The organism is Butyrivibrio sp. NATIVEDY162, assembly GCF_045999815.1.
In the GTDB taxonomy this organism is placed as follows: Bacteria; Bacillota; Clostridia; order Lachnospirales; family Lachnospiraceae; genus Butyrivibrio.
Genome location: NZ_CP172573.1, coordinates 2,237,710 through 2,257,705, shown reverse-complemented (window position 1 = coordinate 2,257,705; position 19,996 = coordinate 2,237,710). Strand labels below are relative to the sequence as shown.

Below are 19,996 nucleotides of genomic sequence, written 5' to 3'. Positions count from 1 at the left end.
CGGGTTAAATTTAATGAATACAGAAATTGATGGATTAAAAATATATTATCGCGATGAAGGCGATGGACCACTTTTGGTACTTCTTCATGGATGGGGGTCTAATGTTGACCTGTTTGATGGAATTTTCAAGTTCGCATCCAAAAAGTATCATGTTGTCGGAATGGATATGCCGGGGTTTGGGAAAAGCGATGAACCTGCGAATCCGTGGGAAGTAAGCGATTTTGTGGATTTTGTGATACATTTCATAAATAAGCTTTATCCAAATGATAAGGATGTAATTCTCCTTGGACACTCCATGGGAGGACGTGTCATCATTAAGATGATAGGTACAAAAACCACAGAGGAGCGTGGTTTTAATGTATCGAAGGTTGTGCTCACTGACAGTGCAGGTATTAAGCCTGTTCCGTCGGGAAAACAGTCCGGGAGAACCAAGAGGTATAAGTTCTATAAGAGTGTCCTTGAAAAGACCGGTATAGCCAGGGTCTTCCCCGGAACACTGGAGAGTCTTCGTAAGAAGTTCGGATCTGCTGACTATGCTGCAGCTTCACCGATAATGAGAGCCAGTCTTGTAAAGGTTGTCAATGAAGATCTTGTACCTTATATGCCAAAGGTAACAATGCCGGCTTTGCTCATCTGGGGAGATCAGGATACTGCGACACCTCTTTCAGACGGACAACAGATGGAAAAGCTTATGCCGGAGGCAGGACTTGCTGTGATCCCCGGTGTCGGTCATTATTCATTTTTAGAGAATCAGTATATGTACAATAAGATTCTGGGCAGCTTCCTGAAAATAGAAATGTGAGGATTTATATATGCTAACATCGTTATTTATATTATATGTTATTGCTTACATAGCAGCTGTGATCATGGGACTAAGGCATTATACACATATGCTGCAGCTCTCATCCTATCAGTTTCAGGGATATTTCAGATATCTGAGGTCGAAGCCGCAAAGATATGGTCTTCATATAGGTTATTTGTGTGTGACTGCGATTCTGGGTGTACTTGGAACAAACAGCTTTAATAAAATATTTGGAATATTATCATTAGCTTTTCTTATATTTCTTATTGTTCAGTATCTGCCTAAAAAAGCTAAAAAGAAATTTGTTATAACCAAGAGAGTACAGAGACTTTTTATTACATATGCAGTTGTTTTTCTTATCCTCATGGGAATTTCATGCTGGTGCTACCTTACAGGTGGAGAAACTCTGTATGGAATCTTTATTGCTACAAAAAATAATGTTTCAAATTTTACAATTGAAACTGATGGCAAAAAGCTGACAGCAATTCTCATTGTTGCGTTGTTTATCGGACTTCTTCCACTCGTTACGGCGCTATGCAATCTCATAAACAAGCCGATTGAGAAGAAGGTAAATGACTGGTTCATACATGATGCGCAGAGAATGTTAAAAGAGCATCCCGGTCTTAGAATAATTGGTATTACAGGCAGCTATGGTAAAACCAGTGTTAAGTACTACTTGTGGACACTTCTCTCAGAAGGTTTCAGAGTTCTGATGACACCCGAGAGCTACAACACACCGATGGGTGTTGTGCGTACTATACGTGAACAGCTCACACCTATGCATGAGATTTTTATCTGCGAGATGGGTGCAAGGCACGTACATGACATTAAAGAAATAACGGATATTGTACATCCTGATGATGGAATGCTTACATCCATAGGACCTCAGCACCTTGAGACCTTTCATTCCATGGAGAATATCATAAATACCAAGCTTGAGCTCTTTGATGCTGTACAGGAAAAGAGCAGTAAAGGCCTTAAGTTTGCAAACGGAGACAACGAGATTATTGTTGATAATCTGAGACATGACAATGTTGTTCTTTATGGCTGCAGTGAGAAATGTGACTATCGGGCAACAGAGGTTAAGTTTACATCTGATGGTGCTTCCTTCAAGGTGACTGCACCAAACGGAGATACTGCTGATTTTACCATGAAGCTTCTTGGTGAGCATAATGTAACAAACGTTGTAGGCGCAATAGCAATGGCTCATAGCATGGGTATCCCCATGAGTAAACTCAAAATGGCGGTTAGGAGAATAACACCTGCCCCTCACAGACAGGAGCTTAAAAAGCATGGAAATGTATCAATTATTGATGACGCTTACAATTCCAATCCCATGGGAGCTAAGAGAGCTCTCGATACATTATCTAAATTTGAGGATAGTGTAAGAATTCTTGTGACACCCGGAATGGTGGAGCTTGGAGAAAAAGAGGCTGAGTATAATAAGGAATTTGGAAAACAGGCTGCAGAGGCAGCAGACTATATTATCCTTGTGGGTTCTGTACACACAAGACCCATAAAGGAAGGTGCTCTTGAGTCTGGATTCTCTGAGGATAAGCTCTTTGTTAAGGAAAATCTTAAAGATGCAGTAGATCTGATGTATGAGATAGATGCCGGAAAACCTAAGGTTATACTTTTGGAGAATGATTTACCTGACAACTATCTGTAAGGTTTTGAGAGAATATGACTAAAAAGGAATGTATATGAAACTGGAGAAGATAACCGGTTTAAAACAGATTATTTTTGGCGACGGAGAAAAGGCAGTAGTAAAGGATGCTGTCTTTTCTGTTGTTATGTCGCTTTTTACGGTTGTTAATCAAAATGCTGTAGAGGATCATCTTTTTATCGATAAATATATTGGCTTTAGAGATTCAATCCGTTTCGTGCTCTATGCAGTTTTGTTTTATCTTGCCACAAGATTAGTAGCTTTTGCATTGGCAGGCTTTGAGGAAGCAACTGATAATAAAAGAAAACTGCCAAGGATTAAGCTGTCTCTTTTGATGTTTGCTTCATGGCTTCCGTACCTATTGATTTTCCTTCCCGGAGTGGCTAACTATGATACGGCCAATCAGGTAAATGACTTTTTTAATGGGGTAAGCCCGGTACCGTTTGGATTTATTGAAGGACAAAAGACGGTAAATGTATTTTTGAATGCTCATCATCCGATAGTTCCAACATTTATCTTCTCGTTTTTTATCTGGCTGGGGACACTTGTGGGTAGTGCTACTTTGGGATTTTTGCTTTACATAATGATCCAAATGCTGGCAGGCGCATTCCTGATATCCGGCATTTTATGTGATGTATATGAAAATGCCACAAGTAAGAGAGGAAAAAAGCTTGCAAAGGCAGCAAGGCTGTTTTATATGTTTATGCCGTTTATTCCTATGTACATGATATGCATGTTGAAAAATACGATGCACAGCCTGCTTTTTATACTACTTATTTATGTTCTCTACAGATATTTTATAGGAAAAGATGATAAGCCTGCAAAATCATGGTTATTATTTTGTTTAATAGAAATAATGCTTTGCGTGACACTTAATACAGGTATTTTTGTTGTGGTCATAACAGCAGTGGGCGTACTTTTCACAAAAGATAAGAATAAAGTGAAAATTCTTCTGGCAGCCATTGCCTGTTCTTTACTGTGGTATGGTATTTTTCCAAAGGTAATATATCCTACCTTAAATATTTATCCTGGTGGACGGCAGGAATTATATGGCACACTTTTCCAACAAACAGCACGACTAATTCGCGATAAGGAAGAAGCTTTCACAGATAGTGATAAGGAAATAATTGAAGCTGTTCTCGATTATGACAGGATAAAAAAGGATTTTGCTTATAATGTCACCGACCCTGTAAAGGATACATTTAATCCGGAAGCATCTGATGAAGCGGTGAGTGAGTATCTTAAGATGTGGCTTAAAAAGGGGCTTCAGCATCCTATAATTTATTTGCGTGCAACAATGTCTATTTGCGGACATTTCTTCTCTCCGGATGTAGGAATACAGATTTTTAGCGATATTCCCAAGGCATCAGGTATATTTGGAGAAATACATAACATTGCTCCGAGCAGGTTTGGAGAAAAAGCTGCTTCGCTGTATTTTAAGATAACGATAATGCCTGTAGTAAAATGGATATTTCAAACAGTACTGTATGCATTCTGGATTCCTGTCTATTTATTTTACATGCTGGTGTTTAGAGATGGTTTTTGGGGGAAAAATGATAAAAAGCGACCGGAGACTGTCATATTATTACCGATTTTTATAAATGTTTTGTTTCTTATAGTCAGCCCTATGAATTACAGCAGATATGCGCTTTGCCTGATATTTGCATCTCCGATTTGCTTGGCGCTTTTGTGCTCGGATTATAAAAGAAGTTGAATTTTTCACAGATAAGTCTATACTTTTGATGTACGACTTTTTGTGGCAGTAATATGAAAGGAAGTGTTTATTTTGAAGTTAAAACTTGCAGTTCTTTTTGGTGGTAAAAGTACAGAGCATGAAATTTCCATTATCTCTGCGATACAGGCTATCGGATATATGAATAGAGAAAAATACGATATTATTCCTGTATACATGACCAAAGAGAATGATTTTTATATTGGCGAAGATGTGGATAAGATTGAGGAATATACGCATATACCTGAGCTTCTTAAAAAGAGCACAAAAGTAGTGTGGATAAAGGACGGCAATAAGGTCAGCCTTGTGCGTTATCCCATGAAGAAATTTGGGAACAATGTGATCACAAATGTTGATATAGCATTTCCTATTGTTCACGGAACAAACGTTGAGGATGGAGTTCTCACAGGATTTTTGCAGACACTGGGACTCCCTGTTGTAGGATGTGACGTTTTGTCTTCTGCTGTAGGTATGAACAAGTATGTTATGAAAACTGTGCTTAAGGACAATGACATATCTGTTCTTGACTGCAAGTGCTATACATGGACAGACTACGAGGATGCAGGGGCTCTCATGAACAGAATTGAGAGTTCATTTAAATATCCCGTCATCATTAAGCCTATTAATCTTGGTTCAAGTATCGGTATATCCAAAGCCGGAAACAGAGAAGAACTCTCTGAAGCATTGGAACTTGCCTTCGAGTTTTCCAGAAAAATCCTTGTTGAGCCCGCGATTGTTAAACTCAAGGAAATCAACTGCTCAGTTCTTGGTGATTATGAAAATGCAGAGGCATCTGAGTGTGAGGAGCCCATTAACTCTGATGAGATCCTCTCCTTCGAGGATAAATACATCGGAGGTTCCGGTGCCAAGGGTGCTAAAACAGGTGGTGCAAAGTCAGGCGGATCAAAGGGTATGGCAAGTCTTAAGAGAAAGATTCCTGCTGATATTACCGATGAACAGAGATCTGAAATCAGAAAAATGGCTGTGGATGCATTCAAGTGTCTTGGTTGCAGCGGTGTATCAAGAATAGATTTCATGCTTGATGAAGAAACAGGCAAAATATATCTTAATGAGATAAACACAATTCCGGGATCATTATCATTCTATCTTTGGGAGCCCCTTGGAAAGAAGTACTCACAGCTTCTTGATGATATGATCGAGATTGCAATTAAACAGGACCGTGAGAATCATAAGCTGGTATTCTCATTTGAGACAAATGTTCTCGAGGGAGTTAAGCTTGGAGGCGGATCAAAGGGCAGTAAGCTTTAATAGCCCTTTTGGCTGATTTACGGAATAAAAAATAAGGCGTCATACGAGCGCCTTATTTTTTTGATATGTTTCCTGTATAATCTTGTGACAGTACACTTCGATATTCTTTTTATCCTCAGGAGCAAGCTCATCCATGTAAATCGGAGCACCGTACTCGAGAATAACATGGGATTTTTTTATAAAAGGAATGTGATCCTCAAAAATCGCATTTGAATTGTTAATTGTTATAGGAACAATGGGACATCGGGCCTTTTGAGCAATTTTGAAGCTGCCCTTGTGAAAAGGAAGCATCTCATCTGAGTTATTTCTTGTGCCCTCGGGATATATTGTAATGGAAATTCCATTTTTTACCTTATCAATGGCGGAAAGAATAACCTGTAGTCCCTGGCGAATATCAGATCTGTCCAAAAACAGGCAGTCCATATTGCGCATCCACTGAGAAAGAACCGGAACCTTGAGTATTTCTTTTTTTGCTATATAACCGGTGAGTCTTGGCACTCTTGAATAACTTAGAACTATATCAAAATAGCTTCTGTGATTACCAACATAGAGAACAGCTTTATCTTTGGGGACATTTTCTTCACCTATAACGGTGAGTTTGGCACCTGATAAAAATGCCACGCACCTGAAAGCCCAGCTGACTATTCTAAGAGATATTGTTTTCTTGGCTTCAAGGTTAAACTTACCTACTACCCAAAGAACAAGCTGGATGAGGATACTGCAGAGCAGGAAAATCAGCAAAAATAAAAAAACCAAAATAAGACGTATCATGAATGAATCTCCGATAAATTTATAGTATGATGAATTATTATACCACAATAAAAAAACAGGAAAAGGATATACAAAATGCTTCTTATAAAAAACGGTAGGCTTATTGACCCCGCAAGTAAGCTTGATGGATACAGAGACATACTTGTTCATAATGGAAAAATAGCTAAGATAGGCTTATGCGGCACCCTGGATGATATGGCTTCAGAGGCGATGCTTATGTTTGCAGAGGGTGAAAATGCGAAACTGGATGAAATCGATGCAGGAGGAATGATCGTTGCTCCGGGGCTTGTTGATGCGCACGTTCATTTCAGAGATCCGGGATTTACGGACAAGGAAGACATTTATACCGGAGCTGAGGCTGCAAAGAAGGGCGGATTTACCTCAGTAGTTATGATGGGGAATACAAAACCGTCTTTGGATAATAGTGAAACCATAAGATATGTCCTAAAAAAAGGAGCTGAGACAGGCATAAGAGTTTTTTCCTGTGCAAATATCACGAAGGGTATGCAGGGAAAAGAGCTTACGGATATGGAAGAGCTGCTAAATGAAGGCGTGGTTCTTTTTACGGATGATGGCAAACCTCTGACTGACGAGAATATTATGAGGAGTGCCTGTGAAAAATCAGCGAAGCTTGGTAAGGTTTTAAGCCTACATGAAGAAGATCCTTCTTTTATTTCTGAGAATGGGATAAATGCAGGGGACATTGCAAAGGAGCTTGGTATACAGGGATCTCCGAGGGAAGCTGAAATTGCTATGGTAAAAAGAGATATAGACATAGCAAACAAGACAGGGGCGCATATCACCATACAGCATATAAGTACTAAAGAAGCAGTAGATATGATAAGGGAAGCAAGAAAAGGGAACACAAATATTCATGCTGAAGCAACCCCTCACCATTTCACACTTACAGATGATGCGGTTCTTAAGTACGGCACCTTGGCAAAGATGAATCCGCCTCTAAGAAAGGAAAGTGACAGACTTGCCATTATAGAGGGGCTTTCGGACGGAACGATAGAGACAATTGCTACGGATCATGCGCCACATACAAAAGAGGAGAAGGCGCAGGAACTGACAAAGGCGCCAAGCGGGATTATAGGTCTGGAGACATCTTTGGGGCTGGGAATAAGAGAACTTGTAATGAAAGGACATATGGATTTGATGACACTGCTCTCCAGAATGACTTATCAGCCTGCTGAAATATATGAGCTCTACGCTTTTTGCAGTACTGAAGAAAAAACGGCTGATGGCAGGGAGATTGTAGAAGCGCTCCCTGTTGGCAGAATATATGAGGGTGGTCCTGCGGATCTGGTTATTTTCGCGGAAAATGAGACATACAAGGTAGAAGGATTTGCTTCGAAGGCTTCAAATTCACCGTTTACCGGGGAGGAACTTCCCGGTAAGATACATTTCACGATATGTGGTGGAAATGTAGTATATAATTTATAACTCTTCACGAAAGGAAAAACATCAATGCCCAAAAAGAAAAAGATAACTGTTGAAGTGATATCACAGAGCAGTATTGCGGAAGGAATAATGGATTTAAGACTAAAGACAGATCTGTCAGAGGTTGCTAGACCCGGACAGTTTGTTGGAATATATCCCAAAAATAAAGCAACACTCCTTCCAAGACCTATAAGTATATGCGGATATGACAGAGAGGAAGGCTCTCTTCGCATAGTTTACAGGATTGCAGGAACAGGCACCGCAGAATTTGCCTTGTACAGACAGGGTGACACGGTGGATATACTGGGAGTTCTGGGAAATGGATTTCCGCTTGAAAAAGCTGAAGGAAAGAGAGTATTGATAATAGGCGGAGGAATAGGAGTGCCTCCTCTTCTGGGACTTGCAAAGGAATTAAAGGAGAGCAGCAAAGATAAGGCTCCCGAAAGTATAACCATGGTGATGGGCTATAGAAATTCTGACAATTTCCTTGCTGAGGAATTCAAAACTCTGGGGAATCTTTTCATCGCAACAGAGGACGGAAGTGTCGGAACTAAAGGTAATGTAATTGATGCGTGCAGAGAAAATGATATTAAGGCAGATGTGATCTATGCTTGTGGACCTATGCCGATGCTCAGGGGAGTAGCTTCATATGCAAAAGAAATCGGTGCAAAGGCATATATAAGCCTGGAGGAGAGAATGGCTTGCGGAGTCGGCGCGTGCCTTGGCTGCATCTGTAAAACAAAAAAAGAGGATGAGCATTCTCATGTCAACAATGCCAGAATTTGTACCGATGGACCGGTATTTGATGCAGAAGACTTGGAACTATAAGAACAGAGGAGAGAATAGGTGAATACATCAGTAAATATCGCTGGGGTAACTTTTAAAAACCCTGTAATGACAGCTTCCGGAACCTTTGGATCCGGAATGGAATATGCAGAATTTGTAGATCTCAACAGACTTGGCGCAGTAGTAACCAAGGGTGTTGCCAGTATTCCCTGGCCGGGAAATCCTACGCCCAGAGTAGCAGAGGTATACGGAGGTATGCTCAATGCGATCGGACTTCAAAATCCCGGAGTAGACGTAATGATAGAAAGGGACCTGCCGTTCCTTAAGGATTTTGACACTAAAGTAATAGTTAATGTATGCGGAAAGAGCACAAAGGACTATGTGGATGTGGTGGATAAGCTTGCTGATCAGGCTGGAGTCCATATGCTTGAGATAAATGTGTCATGCCCTAATGTTAAGGAGGGTGGCATTGCTTTTGGCCAGGACCCAAAGGCTCTGTTTGATATTACAAGTGAGATAAAAAAGCATGCAAAGCAGCCCATTATCATGAAGCTTAGCCCGAACGTCACAAGCATAGCTGAGATGGCAAAGGCTGCTGAGGCAGCAGGGTCTGATGCTATATCTCTGATAAATACAATTACAGGAATGAAAATTGATATTTACAGAAAGACTTTTGCGATAGCTAATAAGACCGGAGGCCTTTCAGGTCCTGCAATCAAGCCTGTTGCGGTCAGAATGGTATATGAAGCTTCACATGCAGTGAAAATACCGGTTATTGGAATGGGTGGAATTGCCAGTGCAGAAGATGCTATAGAATTTATGCTGGCAGGCGCTACAGGTGTTGCAGTAGGAGCGATGAATTTCCACGATCCCTACACCACCATTAACGTAATAGAAGGTATAGAAAGATATATGAAGGAGCAGGGAATCGAGGACATAAATGAGCTTATCGGAGCTGTCAGGTAACCGGCATAATTAGTCAGGAATAAACGAAATCCGCACCTTTGAATCTGAGACTTTTTCTCCGTCCATTTGCAGTTCATACTGTACATGGGCGGAGATTTTTTTAGGACCAAATTCAAGCATCAGATGTCTTGTTATAGCAGTCATTTTCATCAATCCGTAAGGGGTCTGATAATCGGTGTTCCAGATTTCTCCAAGCTTAAAATGCAGGTCAGATGTTATGTCTCCGGTTTGCGACATACGAAGAAAGCCTTCGCCTATAATAAGCTTGTGTTCTATGTTTCCGGATGAATTGTCAGAGCCGGTATCTGTATCGGAGTAAGTGATTATATAGGTTAAACCCTCTTTGGAGCAGAGGGCTTTGTGTTCGGTTTTAATAATTTCCGGTTTACCTTCGCCATGAATGTGGGCACCGAGAATTTTTAATGTTCCTTCCATGTTTTCCTCACAAATTCTGAGCATCATATAGTAGTCAAAGGAGTGGTTATAAACAGTTCAGGAGCGATTCCTCTGCTTCTAAGCTCATTGACAGCGTGCTCTGCCCCTGCAAGATTTTTGTTTTCAAAAATACCAAAGACTGTAGGACCACTTCCGCTCATACGTGCGCCTATTGCACCATTTGAGAGAAGAATCTGGCGAATGTCTTCTATGACTGTATATCTTCCTGAAGTTATGGGCTCTAAAACATTGCCAAGCAGCTTGGATATGCCGGACAGGTCACCTTCTTCGATGGCTTGCATCATACCATCTATGTCAGGATGGTTCTCTATAGGAGCTGAATCCAGTGTTGTATATGCCCATGCGGTTGAAACGTCAATTGGTGGCTTTGCTATAACTATGTGACAGGAGGGCATATCTTTAAGCTTTGTCAGCTCTTCTCCGATTCCTTCTGAGAGGGCAGTTCCTCCCTTAATACAATAAGGAATATCAGCGCCTTTTTTTACGGCGAGAGAACAAAGCTCTTCTGTGCTAAGTGAAAGATTCCAAAGTTCATTCAAAGCAATATAGGTTGCAGCAGCATCGGTACTTCCGCCTGCCATTCCGGCTGCCATGGGAATGTGCTTATCAAGGTGAATAGTTACACCCTTATCCTCCGCGTGACAATGTGTTCTTAACTGGTCAGCAGCTTTCCATATGAGGTTATGTTCATCTGTTGGAATTCTTGGATCTGCTGTCTCTATCACTATTTTATTATCGTCTCTTTCAGAAAATGTAAGCTCATCATATAAATCAATGCTTTGCATTATCATTCTGACAAGGTGGTAGCCATCTTCTCTTTGGCCAATTACATCAAGACCTAAATTAATTTTTGCGTATGCTTTTCTCTTTATCAAATTTAATTCCTCCGTATAAATAGGACTGTTTGTATAATAGCATAAAATGAAGTCAAAGCGTTAATATATGGGAGTTTATAAATAGTTTATGGATCTGTATTTTTGCAGAAAATATGCCTCAAATTTTATAATTTTTTAATTGAATTTAACAACAAAAAAGTCTTAAGTTTAAAGTGGAAACAGTCGATAAAAGAGATAAGTAAAACTGTAAGTATGCATAGGCATACCAGTCGTATCGGCGTCAGATTATTTGGCGTAGAAAAGGAGTTCATATGGGCGTAAACGGAGTTACAGGTTTAGACCAGGCCACCACGTATTACGAGCCGACTGCGACCGCTAAAGCCACTGAGGTAACATCAGAGGATACAACAGCGAAAACCGCTGGAGCAAAGGATACGGATAAGGCTGCGGTTTATGAGAAGTCGGATAATACAGTGCCATCTTCAAACAACAAAACATATGTTAAGAACGAAGCTGTCGTAAATATGTTAAAGAATGACCTTGAGACTAGACAGAATCAGCTTAAAGATATAGTGGCTTCCATGATGTCAAAGCAGGGAGTTGCTATAGGAAAAGCAGACGATGTTTGGTCATTCCTTGCAAAAGGAGACTTCACGATTGATGAAGCTGCCAAGAAAAAGGCTCAGGAAGAGATTTCTGAGGATGGCTATTGGGGTGTAAAGCAGACATCCCAGCGTATACTTGATTTTGCAAATGCTCTCACCGGCGGGGACCCCAGTCAGATAGAAAAGATGCGTTCGGCATTTGAAAAAGGATTTAAAGAAGCAACCAAGGCATGGGGAAAAGAACTTCCGGATATTTCAAAGCAGACATATGATGCAGTCATGAAAGGCTTTGACGAAATGGCAGAAAAGAACAAACAGCCTCAGGATACAGCAGAGATAGAGGCTTGAGAATTAAGTAAAGTAAATAGCGAAATAAAAAGGACTGTGGGCACAAATGCTCACAGTCCTAACTTTTTTGTGTTCATATAGAAAATTACTTAAGCGGATTAGCTCCGGCTTTCTCCTGAGCCTTGGCTACAAGATCTCTCCAGAAGCCTTTCTTCTTCGGAGCAGGAGCTGTATTTCCGCCTCTTAAGCCTTTTACGGAAATAACATAAATACCGCTGACTTCAGCCTTAACTTCTTTTTTTACAGGTACGGAATCAAAAATCTTCTCGTCGCAAACAAGGTTCATGATCTGAGGACCAACCTTAACCTTAAGGATCGGAAGCTTAGAACGTCTGAGAAGTTTGGGAGTATTCTCCAAAACAGCAGAGGGAAGACCTGCTTCGTTGATCTTCATACGCTTTTTATCAATGATAAGCATAGAAACGCTCTGCTTCATTGATTCCATCTGAGCCTGCTGCTCTTCCTGACGCTTTTGAGCTCTTTTTCCAAGAATAGTAAGTGCTATAAGAGCGATTGTAAGTACTGCAATGATTACTAAAAATACGATTAATACCGGATTCAAAACGTGCCTCCAAACTAAAAAAATGAATCTGTTTACTGCGACCTAAATAATAGTCGCGCAAAATGTATTTTAACATTGAATTAAGCCTTAGGCAACAAAATACTTTAATATAAGTAGAAACTGTGCTAGTATTAAAAAAGTTTATTTTTTTATTAAAGAAAGTACTAAGGAGTAAATACTTATGAAAAAATTTATAGCAGCAATTTCTGCTGTAGTAGTTGCGGCAGGAATGCTGGCAGGATGCTCAAAGGCAGCAGATAATAAGGATGCAGCTTATCTTAAGGATCTTAATCTTGACGATTATGTGACATTGGGAGAATACAAAGGAGTTGGCGTTGAAGTTGCATCACCCCAGGTCAGCGACGAAGAAATCGAGCAGTATATGCAGTATATAAGCTCTTCTATGAAGGCAACTGTTGAGGTAACTGACAGAGCGGTCCAGGAAGGCGATACAGTAAATATTGATTATTCAGGAAAAAGAGTTGATACAGGTGAAGTCTTTGAGGGAGGTACTGCTGAAGGCTATGACCTTACAATAGGCTCCCATTCATTTATCGATGGATTTGAAGATGGTCTTATCGGTGCAGCTATCGGAGAGACAAGAGATCTTAATCTTACATTCCCTGAAAATTATAAGGCAGATCTTGCCGGTGTTGATGTTATTTTTACTGTCAAGGTTAACAGTATAAAGGTAAAGCCTGAACTTGATGATGCTTATGCAGCATCACTTGGAATAGAGAATGTATCTAACATAGATGAACTTAAGACATATCTTAAGGACAGACTTATGGAGGATAAGCAGACTCAATATCAGAACGAAATCAATACAAAGGTTATTGATGCGGTAACAGCCAATTGCAAATTTAATCAGCCGCCTCAGGCAGCACTTGATCGTTTCAAGGGGCTGTACACCGAGCAGGCAAATCTCGTAGCTTCATATTACTCAGCTAATTACGGTACAAGCTATGACACTAACCAGGTTCTTACAATGATGATGGCTCAGGAAGGCTTTTCAGGAGAGCAGACAGAGTATCTTGATAATAAATCTGTAGAGCTCGCAGAACAATTCATCATGCTTGGAGCAATTGCAAAGCTTGAGAACATCGAAGTTACTGATGAAGAACTTAATGAGAAGCTTGAATCAGATATGGCAAATGCCAATGCTACAGCAGAAGAGGACAAGAAAGTAGCAAGTGTTGATGATTATAAGAAGACTGTTGATGTTGAGAATATCAAGGAAAATCTTCTTACAAATAAAGTTATAGAGTTCCTTGCAAGCAATGCAAACGTAACTGAGCCTGCAAAGGAAGATGTGGCAGATGATACACAGGCTACGGAAGATACACAGGCTACAGAGGATGCGCAGGCAGCAGATGACAATGCAGAAGGTGCTGCTGACGATAGTGCTGATGCAGTAGAGGCTGAGAGCGCAGATACAGCTACAGAGGCAGAGAACGCAGATACAGCAGAATAATTTATTCATATTTGATTTATTAGATGGAGGCAAAAGATGGAACTGACAGACATCAGAGAGCTTTTTAGGGCTCCCGAAAAATTTGCAGATAAAAAAGTGACAGTAGGCGGATGGATTCGCAGTATTCGTGATTCCAAGGCAATCGGATTTATCGTACTTAATGATGGTACATATTTCACACCGCTTCAGATAGTGTATTCTGATACATTAAGTAATTTTGCAGAGGTTAGTAAGCTCAATGTTGGTTCAGCCATCATAGCAGAGGGTACAATAGTCCTCACACCCGGTGCAAAGCAGCCATTTGAGATGCAGGCTGAGAAGATAGATGTGGAAGGCCCTTCAACACCGGATTTCCCGCTTCAGAAAAAGCGCCATTCACTTGAGTTTTTGAGAACAATCCCTCATCTCCGTGCAAGAACAAATACTTTTGAAGCTGTTTTCAGAGTAAGATCACTTGCAGCATATGCTATTCATTCCTTCTTCCAGGAGAGAGGATTTGTATATGTTCATACACCTCTTATCACAGGTAGTGACTGTGAGGGTGCAGGAGAGATGTTCCAGGTTACTACAATGGACCTCAATAATGTGCCCAAGACAGAGGACGGACAGGTTGATTATTCCAAGGATTTCTTTGGAAAGCCTGTTAACCTTACAGTATCAGGTCAGCTCAATGTTGAGACTTATGCTTTTGCATTTAAGAATGTTTATACATTCGGTCCTACATTCAGAGCCGAGAATTCAAATACAACACGTCATGCAGCTGAGTTCTGGATGATTGAGCCCGAGATGTGCTTTGCAGATCTTAAGGATGACTGTGATTGTGCAGAGGCTATGCTTAAATATGTTATCAACTATGTTCTTGAGAATGCACCTGCAGAGATGGAGTTCTTCAACTCATTTGTGGATAAGGGACTTATCGACAGACTTAAGAACGTCGCAAACAGTGAGTTTGGCAGAATAACCTACACAGAAGCAATTGAGATTCTCAAGAAGCACAATGACCAGTTCGATTACAAAGTAGAATGGGGTTCAGACCTTCAGACAGAGCATGAGAGATTCCTTACTGAGCAGGTATTTAAGAAGCCGGTTTTCGTAACTGATTATCCTAAGGAAATCAAAGCTTTCTATATGAAGCTTAATGAGGATGGTAAGACAGTAGCTGCTGCTGACTGCCTTGTTCCCGGAATCGGTGAGATTGTCGGTGGAAGCCAGAGAGAGGATGATCTTGCTACTCTTGAGAAGCGTATGGATGAACTTGGACTTAAGAAAGAGGACTATCAGTTCTACCTCGACCTCAGACGCTATGGTTCAGTCAGACATGCAGGATTTGGACTTGGATTTGAGCGCTGCGTAATGTACCTCACAGGCATGGGTAATATCCGTGACGTTGAGTCATTCCCCCGCACAGTGGGTAACTGTGAACTGTAATCGCTTAGATTATTGACTTTTAAGCTGTTGCATATTTTCTGATATTCAGATTATATGCAGCAGCTTTTGTTAGTTGTTACCATCATGGTATAATAAAAAGTAATAAGAAAGTTTTGTTTTTTAATGGGGAATAAATGAAAAAATTTTCAATAGGATTTTTTAATAAAAGTTTATGTATAGCTCTTGCGACTGCCATGATTACAGTTTCCGGAGCTCCTGTTTTTGCGACTACAAGTGAGGAACTTAAGAAGCAGCAAAAGGAATTGGAAAAGCAGCAGAAGGAGCTTGAGAAACAGCAAAATGCTATAGAATCTCAAAAGAAAGAGAGCCAGAGCGGATTAAATAACGCTAATCAAAATATAAGTCAGATCCAGGGAGAACAGGCTGAAATACAGGAAGGAATCGATGAGGCTAATGAAGAGCTGGTAGGGCTTCTCACAAGTATAGATTTGATTCAGTCTGATATTGAGAACACTCAGGTTAAAATTGAGAAGACACAGCAGGAATATGATGAGGCCAAGCTTCAGGAAGAAACTCTCTATGATTCAATGAAAAAACGAATCAAGTTTATGTATGAAAAGGGTGAAATGTCCTATGCGGTGCTGCTCCTTCAGGCTGAAAGCGTCGGAGATATGCTGAATAAAGCCGGATATGCAGAAGAGCTGTATGATTATGACAGAAAAAAGCTTGCTGATTTCATTGCTGCAAAGAATGCCGCAGAGCAGTATGGCAAGGAGCTTGAGGAAGCGAAGTCAGAGCTGGAAACTTCGCAGTACGAGTTAAAGGAAGAACAGGCTCACGTTGAGACGGTTATAGATCAGTACAAAAAACAATATGCAAATTTTGATGTGCAGCTCGCCAAAGCCAGACAAAACGCAGCTGTTTATACTGCGCAGCTGCAACAGCAGACCGCTGAGATCAGAGAGCTGCAGGCAAAGATAGATGCCAAAGAATCAGAAGTAAAAAAGACCAAGAAGGCTGCAGATGAAGCTGCTTCTAAAGAGGCAGAAGAAGCTAAAAAGAAAAAGGAAGCAGAAGAAGCTGCCAAGAAGGAAAAGGAAAAAGAGCTGCTCGCAGCCAATGATACTGATGATGATCCTGCAGACAGCGCAGATTCATCAAAAGCTGATAGCGAGGAAGCACCGGCTGCAGAAAAATCGACTCCGGCACCTGCAGGCTCTGCTACAGGGCAGAATATCGCGAATTATGCATGCAAATTTGTTGGGAATCCCTATGTAGCCGGTGGTACCAGCCTTACAAACGGGGCTGACTGCTCAGGATTTGTCTATTCTGTTTACAAGCAGTTTGGCATAACTGTGCCGAGAACATCATATTCCCAGGCTACTTTTGGCAGAGAAGTTTCCTATCAGAATGCCCAGCCCGGAGATGTAATCTACTATGGTGGTCACGTTGCTATTTATCTTGGTGGTGGCAGAATTGTGCATGCCAGCACTGCAAAAACAGGAATAAAGTATGAAAGTGCTACTTACAGGACAATACTTACGATTCGCAGATTTGTGGGATGAGGTCAAATAATTGGAATGGAGTAAATTGCTTTGCGGAGATAGAATCCGCCCTATAGCCAGGCGCGAGGGTTCGCAGGATCTCCGCAGTGAATTTGAAAAAGATTATCATAGAATAATAGGGAGTGCTTCTTTTAGAAGGCTTCAGGACAAAACACAGGTATTTCCACTGGATCAGTCTGATTTTGTAAGAACCAGACTGACTCATTCTTTGGAAGTTTCTTCTTTCTGTAAATCACTTGGACAAAATATTGCAAGGAAAATAGTCACTGATATCAGAGATGAATCGTTTGATCCATCTTATCAGCAGGATATCTGTGACATTTTGCAATGCGCAGGACTTTTACATGATATAGGGAACCCGCCGTTTGGACATTTTGGTGAAACAGCTATAAGAGAGTGGTTTAAGGAAAATCTGCCACGGCTTGAATACGTGTCTGATGATGGGAATACAGGAAAACTGGTAGATATTTTGAATCCCCAGATGCAGAATGATTTTTATCATTTTGAAGGAAATACGCAGGCTCTAAGAGTTGTCAGTAAGCTTCATTACCTTGTGGACGAGCACGGTATGAATCTTACAAAGGCACTTCTCGCTACAATAATAAAATATCCGGTGTCTTCTCTGGAGGTTGATAAAAACAGTCCGGATATATGTTGTCACAAAATGGGCTATTACTATGCTGATAGAGAACTTTTCAGAAATATAGAGGATTCCTGTGGCTTAAACGGAAGACGCCATCCTCTGACATATATTCTAGAAGCGGCAGATGACATAGCTTACAGAACAGCAGATATAGAGGACTCATATAAAAAGGGAAGAATAAGCTTCGACGTGCTGACAAGAGAACTTGAGAACAGGTGCTTTGAAGACCTGTCTGATTCAGGATACAGGTTACTTATAGATACTTTAAAGTACAGATATGGCAAGGGGATAGAACACGGTGTGAGTGACCCCGGTGAATATGCAGTTTCTAACTGGATTGTTGCTATTCAGGGAAAACTTATTTATCTTGCTACGGAGAGCTTTGTGAAGCACTACGACGAGATCATGAGTGGCTCCTTTGGACAGGAGCTTCTTGAAGGAACTGAGGGCAAACACATTGTGGATGCACTCGGAGATATAGCCGTAAAATATACATTTAATTCGGAGCCGATTCTTAAGATAGAGGTTAGCGCTGACAGGATTCTGTCCTATCTTTTGGATAAGCTTGTGCCGGCAGCAGTTTATTATGATACAGATATTAAGCTGCGTCCCATAGACTCAAGAATGATTTCTTTAATTTCAGAAAACTATAAAAAAATATATCACATCTATTCTCGCGACACGAGCGAAAAAGAGAAGTTGTATTTGAGGCTGCTTTTGGTGACAGATTATGTTTGCGGTATGACGGACAGTTATGCGAAAAGACTATACCAGGAGTTAAATGGACTGGTTATTTGACAGGATGAAGTGGTCAAAAATATTTTATTCTACTTGCATTTTAATTCAGTTGCATTTATGGTATTTGAGTAGTATCACTAAACTTATTCGAAAAGAGGAAAATATGGATAAAGAATTGGTAGTGGTTCTGGATTTTGGTGGACAATACAATCAGCTTGTGGCACGTCGTGTTAGAGAATGTAATGTTTATTGTGAAATCTATTCCTACAAAACGCCTATCGATCAGATTAAGGCTATGAATCCCAAAGGTATTATATTAACCGGAGGCCCTAATTCCTGTTATGAGGAGGGTGCTCCTACTTATACCAGAGAGTTATTTGAGATGGGTGTTCCGATCTTGGGACTTTGCTACGGTGCACAGCTTATGATGCACGTTCTTGGAGGCAAAGTTGAGAAAGCACCTGTTAGAGAATATGGTAAAACCAATACATTCATTGATGGATCAAAGAACTCGCTTTTTGCAGGCATTCCAGATGAGACAATAGTATGGATGAGCCATTTTGACTATATCAGTAAGGTTGCACCCGGATTTGAGATTATCGCACACACTGCAGACTGCCCTGTTGCAGCAGCAGCCTGTGAGGATAAAAAGCTGTACGCTATTCAGTTCCACCCTGAGGTTCTTCATACCGTAAAGGGTAAGGAAATACTTCATAACTTTGTCAGAGGTATTTGTCAGACAGCTGGAAACTGGAGGATGGACTCCTTCGTTGAGAATACGGTAAAAGAAATCAGGGAAAAAGTTGGAGATGGCAAGGTGCTACTGGCTTTATCAGGTGGCGTAGACTCATCTGTTCTTGCGGCACTTCTTGCAAAGGCTATTGGTAAGCAGCTAACCTGCGTCTTCGTGGATCACGGACTTCTTCGCAAGAATGAAGGTGATGAGGTTGAAAGCGTTTTTGGTCCAAATGGTAATTTTGATATTAACTTCATCCGTGTAAATGCGGCAGACAGATATTATGCAAAGTTAAAGGGTGTCGAAGAGCCTGAGCGCAAGCGCAAGATTATCGGAGAAGAGTTTATCCGCGTATTTGAGGAAGAGGCCAAAAAGATTGGCAAGGTTGATTTCCTTGCACAGGGCACAATTTACCCGGATGTGGTTGAGTCAGGACTTGGCGGTGAGTCAGTTGTGATTAAGTCTCACCACAATGTCGGTGGTCTTCCGGATTATGTAGATTTCAAGGAAATCATCGAGCCTCTTCGCTCTTTGTTTAAAGACGAGGTTCGTAAGGCAGGCCTTGAACTTGGACTTCCGGAGTATCTTGTATTCCGGCAGCCATTCCCCGGCCCCGGACTTGGAATTCGCATCATCGGTGAAGTAACAGCCGAGAAGGTTCGTATAGTTCAGGATGCTGATTTTATTTATCGTGAAGAGCTTGCAAACGCAGGACTTAAAAAGCTTCCCGATCAGTATTTCGCAGCACTCTCAAATATGAGATCCGTCGGAGTTATGGGCGATGAGAGAACATACGACTATGCTGTAGTTCTCCGTGCAGTAGAAACAATTGATTTCATGACAGCTGAGGCATCTGAGATACCTTTCGAGGTACTTCAGAAAGTCATGAGCAGAATCATAAACGAAGTTAAGGGCGTCAACAGAGTAATGTACGACCTTACAAGTAAGCCGCCGGGAACGGTGGAACTTGAATAAAATAACATGCGTTATCGAACAAAGCCCCAGAAGCGTCTATGTGCTTCTGGGGCTTTGTTGTTATACTGGCTGAATTCGTCAGAGTCTTATCCTTAAGGCATAAATGTATGGGAATCCAGTAGATATCTGGAAAATTTACGTGAGGAAGGGCTGGCCAACAAGAGTGTATCACGTAGAATGCCTGAATATCAGTGCAGCACTACGTGATAATAGTCAAAAGATAAAGTAGAGTCA

At 41.0% G+C, this 19,996-nt stretch carries 17 protein-coding genes; 13 read left to right on the top strand and 4 right to left on the bottom strand.

Features of this window, described 5'->3' with window-relative positions; all coding sequences use genetic code 11:
• The first annotated feature begins 13 nt into the window (after positions 1 to 13).
• The 4 genes from ACHCNF_RS09810 to ACHCNF_RS09795 all read left to right on the top strand — a co-directional run bounded on the left by ACHCNF_RS09810 (position 14) and on the right by ACHCNF_RS09795 (position 5,469).
• Complete coding sequence (locus ACHCNF_RS09810; protein ID WP_408069626.1) at positions 14 to 802, top strand: alpha/beta fold hydrolase; 789 nt, start codon at positions 14 to 16, stop codon at positions 800 to 802.
• Between the two features lie 10 nt (positions 803 to 812).
• The gene (locus ACHCNF_RS09805; RefSeq protein ID WP_408069625.1) at positions 813 to 2,471 is read left to right on the top strand and encodes a Mur ligase family protein; all 1,659 of its coding nucleotides are present in this window, start codon (positions 813 to 815) and stop codon (positions 2,469 to 2,471) included.
• A gap of 34 nt (positions 2,472 to 2,505) precedes the next feature.
• Positions 2,506 to 4,182 (top strand): DUF6020 family protein, encoded by a 1,677-nt coding sequence (locus ACHCNF_RS09800; RefSeq protein WP_408069624.1) that lies wholly within the window; start codon positions 2,506 to 2,508, stop codon positions 4,180 to 4,182.
• 72 nt (positions 4,183 to 4,254) lie between these two features.
• The gene (locus ACHCNF_RS09795; protein ID WP_408069623.1) at positions 4,255 to 5,469 is read left to right on the top strand and encodes a D-alanine--D-alanine ligase family protein; all 1,215 of its coding nucleotides are present in this window, start codon (positions 4,255 to 4,257) and stop codon (positions 5,467 to 5,469) included.
• Positions 5,470 to 5,508: 39 nt separating this feature from the next.
• Here ACHCNF_RS09795 and ACHCNF_RS09790 read toward each other — a convergent pair whose 3' ends face one another.
• Entirely contained in the window at positions 5,509 to 6,240 is a 732-nt protein-coding gene (locus tag ACHCNF_RS09790; RefSeq protein WP_408069622.1) for a lysophospholipid acyltransferase family protein, read from the bottom strand.
• A 75-nt stretch (positions 6,241 to 6,315) separates the two neighbouring features.
• On the opposite strand from ACHCNF_RS09790, the gene ACHCNF_RS09785 reads away from it, so the two are divergent.
• The 3 genes from ACHCNF_RS09785 to ACHCNF_RS09775 are packed head-to-tail and all read left to right on the top strand — an operon-like array spanning position 6,316 to position 9,435.
• Positions 6,316 to 7,686, top strand: coding sequence for a dihydroorotase (locus ACHCNF_RS09785; RefSeq protein ID WP_408069621.1), 1,371 nt, complete (start codon positions 6,316 to 6,318; stop codon positions 7,684 to 7,686).
• 24 nt (positions 7,687 to 7,710) lie between these two features.
• Positions 7,711 to 8,511 carry a dihydroorotate dehydrogenase electron transfer subunit gene (locus ACHCNF_RS09780; protein WP_408069620.1) on the top strand — a complete coding sequence of 267 codons (801 nt, stop codon included), beginning with the start codon at positions 7,711 to 7,713 and terminating at the stop codon, positions 8,509 to 8,511.
• 18 nt (positions 8,512 to 8,529) lie between these two features.
• Entirely contained in the window at positions 8,530 to 9,435 is a 906-nt protein-coding gene (locus ACHCNF_RS09775) for a dihydroorotate dehydrogenase (RefSeq protein ID WP_408069619.1), read from the top strand.
• Between the two features lie 9 nt (positions 9,436 to 9,444).
• Here the strand turns inward: ACHCNF_RS09775 and ACHCNF_RS09770 are convergent, their stop codons facing one another.
• Together ACHCNF_RS09770 and ispE are read right to left on the bottom strand one after the other, a co-directional pair.
• A complete protein-coding gene (locus tag ACHCNF_RS09770; protein ID WP_408069618.1) occupies positions 9,445 to 9,870 on the bottom strand; it encodes a YwiB family protein in 426 nt (141 codons plus the stop codon).
• Positions 9,871 to 9,893: 23 nt separating this feature from the next.
• The gene (ispE, locus tag ACHCNF_RS09765; protein ID WP_408069617.1) at positions 9,894 to 10,766 is read right to left on the bottom strand and encodes a 4-(cytidine 5'-diphospho)-2-C-methyl-D-erythritol kinase; all 873 of its coding nucleotides are present in this window, start codon (positions 10,764 to 10,766) and stop codon (positions 9,894 to 9,896) included.
• Between the two features lie 272 nt (positions 10,767 to 11,038).
• Here ispE and ACHCNF_RS09760 point away from each other — a divergent pair, with 272 nt between their 5' ends.
• Positions 11,039 to 11,680, top strand: coding sequence for a hypothetical protein (locus tag ACHCNF_RS09760; RefSeq protein ID WP_408069616.1), 642 nt, complete (start codon positions 11,039 to 11,041; stop codon positions 11,678 to 11,680).
• A gap of 85 nt (positions 11,681 to 11,765) precedes the next feature.
• On the opposite strand, the gene ACHCNF_RS09755 is transcribed toward ACHCNF_RS09760, so the two are convergent.
• Positions 11,766 to 12,242 (bottom strand): hypothetical protein, encoded by a 477-nt coding sequence (locus ACHCNF_RS09755; protein WP_408069615.1) that lies wholly within the window; start codon positions 12,240 to 12,242, stop codon positions 11,766 to 11,768.
• A gap of 181 nt (positions 12,243 to 12,423) precedes the next feature.
• Between ACHCNF_RS09755 and tig the strand changes: the two genes are divergently transcribed.
• The 5 genes from tig to guaA all read left to right on the top strand — a co-directional run bounded on the left by tig (position 12,424) and on the right by guaA (position 19,762).
• A complete protein-coding gene (gene tig / locus ACHCNF_RS09750) occupies positions 12,424 to 13,716 on the top strand; it encodes a trigger factor (RefSeq protein WP_408069614.1) in 1,293 nt (430 codons plus the stop codon).
• A 36-nt stretch (positions 13,717 to 13,752) separates the two neighbouring features.
• A complete protein-coding gene (asnS, locus tag ACHCNF_RS09745) occupies positions 13,753 to 15,144 on the top strand; it encodes an asparagine--tRNA ligase (protein WP_408069613.1) in 1,392 nt (463 codons plus the stop codon).
• A gap of 134 nt (positions 15,145 to 15,278) precedes the next feature.
• A complete protein-coding gene (locus ACHCNF_RS09740; RefSeq protein ID WP_408069612.1) occupies positions 15,279 to 16,670 on the top strand; it encodes a C40 family peptidase in 1,392 nt (463 codons plus the stop codon).
• 10 nt (positions 16,671 to 16,680) lie between these two features.
• On the top strand, positions 16,681 to 18,111 hold the full coding sequence (locus ACHCNF_RS09735) for a deoxyguanosinetriphosphate triphosphohydrolase (protein ID WP_408069611.1): 1,431 nt from the start codon (positions 16,681 to 16,683) through the stop codon (positions 18,109 to 18,111).
• A 103-nt stretch (positions 18,112 to 18,214) separates the two neighbouring features.
• Positions 18,215 to 19,762, top strand: coding sequence for a glutamine-hydrolyzing GMP synthase (guaA, locus tag ACHCNF_RS09730; RefSeq protein WP_408069610.1), 1,548 nt, complete (start codon positions 18,215 to 18,217; stop codon positions 19,760 to 19,762).
• Positions 19,763 to 19,996: the final 234 nt, after the last annotated feature.

Bases quoted from the DNA above. Each gene is read 5' to 3' on its own strand.
- ACHCNF_RS09810 (WP_408069626.1), top strand. From the start codon at position 14: ATGAATACAGAAATTGATGGATTAAAAATATATTATCGCGATGAAGGC.
- ACHCNF_RS09805 (WP_408069625.1), top strand. From the start codon at position 813: ATGCTAACATCGTTATTTATATTATATGTTATTGCTTACATAGCAGCT.
- ACHCNF_RS09800 (WP_408069624.1), top strand. From the start codon at position 2,506: ATGAAACTGGAGAAGATAACCGGTTTAAAACAGATTATTTTTGGCGAC.
- ACHCNF_RS09790 (WP_408069622.1), bottom strand. From the start codon at position 6,240: ATGATACGTCTTATTTTGGTTTTTTTATTTTTGCTGATTTTCCTGCTC.
- ACHCNF_RS09785 (WP_408069621.1), top strand. From the start codon at position 6,316: ATGCTTCTTATAAAAAACGGTAGGCTTATTGACCCCGCAAGTAAGCTT.
- ACHCNF_RS09780 (WP_408069620.1), top strand. From the start codon at position 7,711: ATGCCCAAAAAGAAAAAGATAACTGTTGAAGTGATATCACAGAGCAGT.
- ACHCNF_RS09770 (WP_408069618.1), bottom strand. From the start codon at position 9,870: ATGGAAGGAACATTAAAAATTCTCGGTGCCCACATTCATGGCGAAGGT.
- ACHCNF_RS09760 (WP_408069616.1), top strand. From the start codon at position 11,039: ATGGGCGTAAACGGAGTTACAGGTTTAGACCAGGCCACCACGTATTAC.
- tig (WP_408069614.1), top strand. From the start codon at position 12,424: ATGAAAAAATTTATAGCAGCAATTTCTGCTGTAGTAGTTGCGGCAGGA.
- asnS (WP_408069613.1), top strand. From the start codon at position 13,753: ATGGAACTGACAGACATCAGAGAGCTTTTTAGGGCTCCCGAAAAATTT.
- ACHCNF_RS09740 (WP_408069612.1), top strand. From the start codon at position 15,279: ATGAAAAAATTTTCAATAGGATTTTTTAATAAAAGTTTATGTATAGCT.
- guaA (WP_408069610.1), top strand. From the start codon at position 18,215: ATGGATAAAGAATTGGTAGTGGTTCTGGATTTTGGTGGACAATACAAT.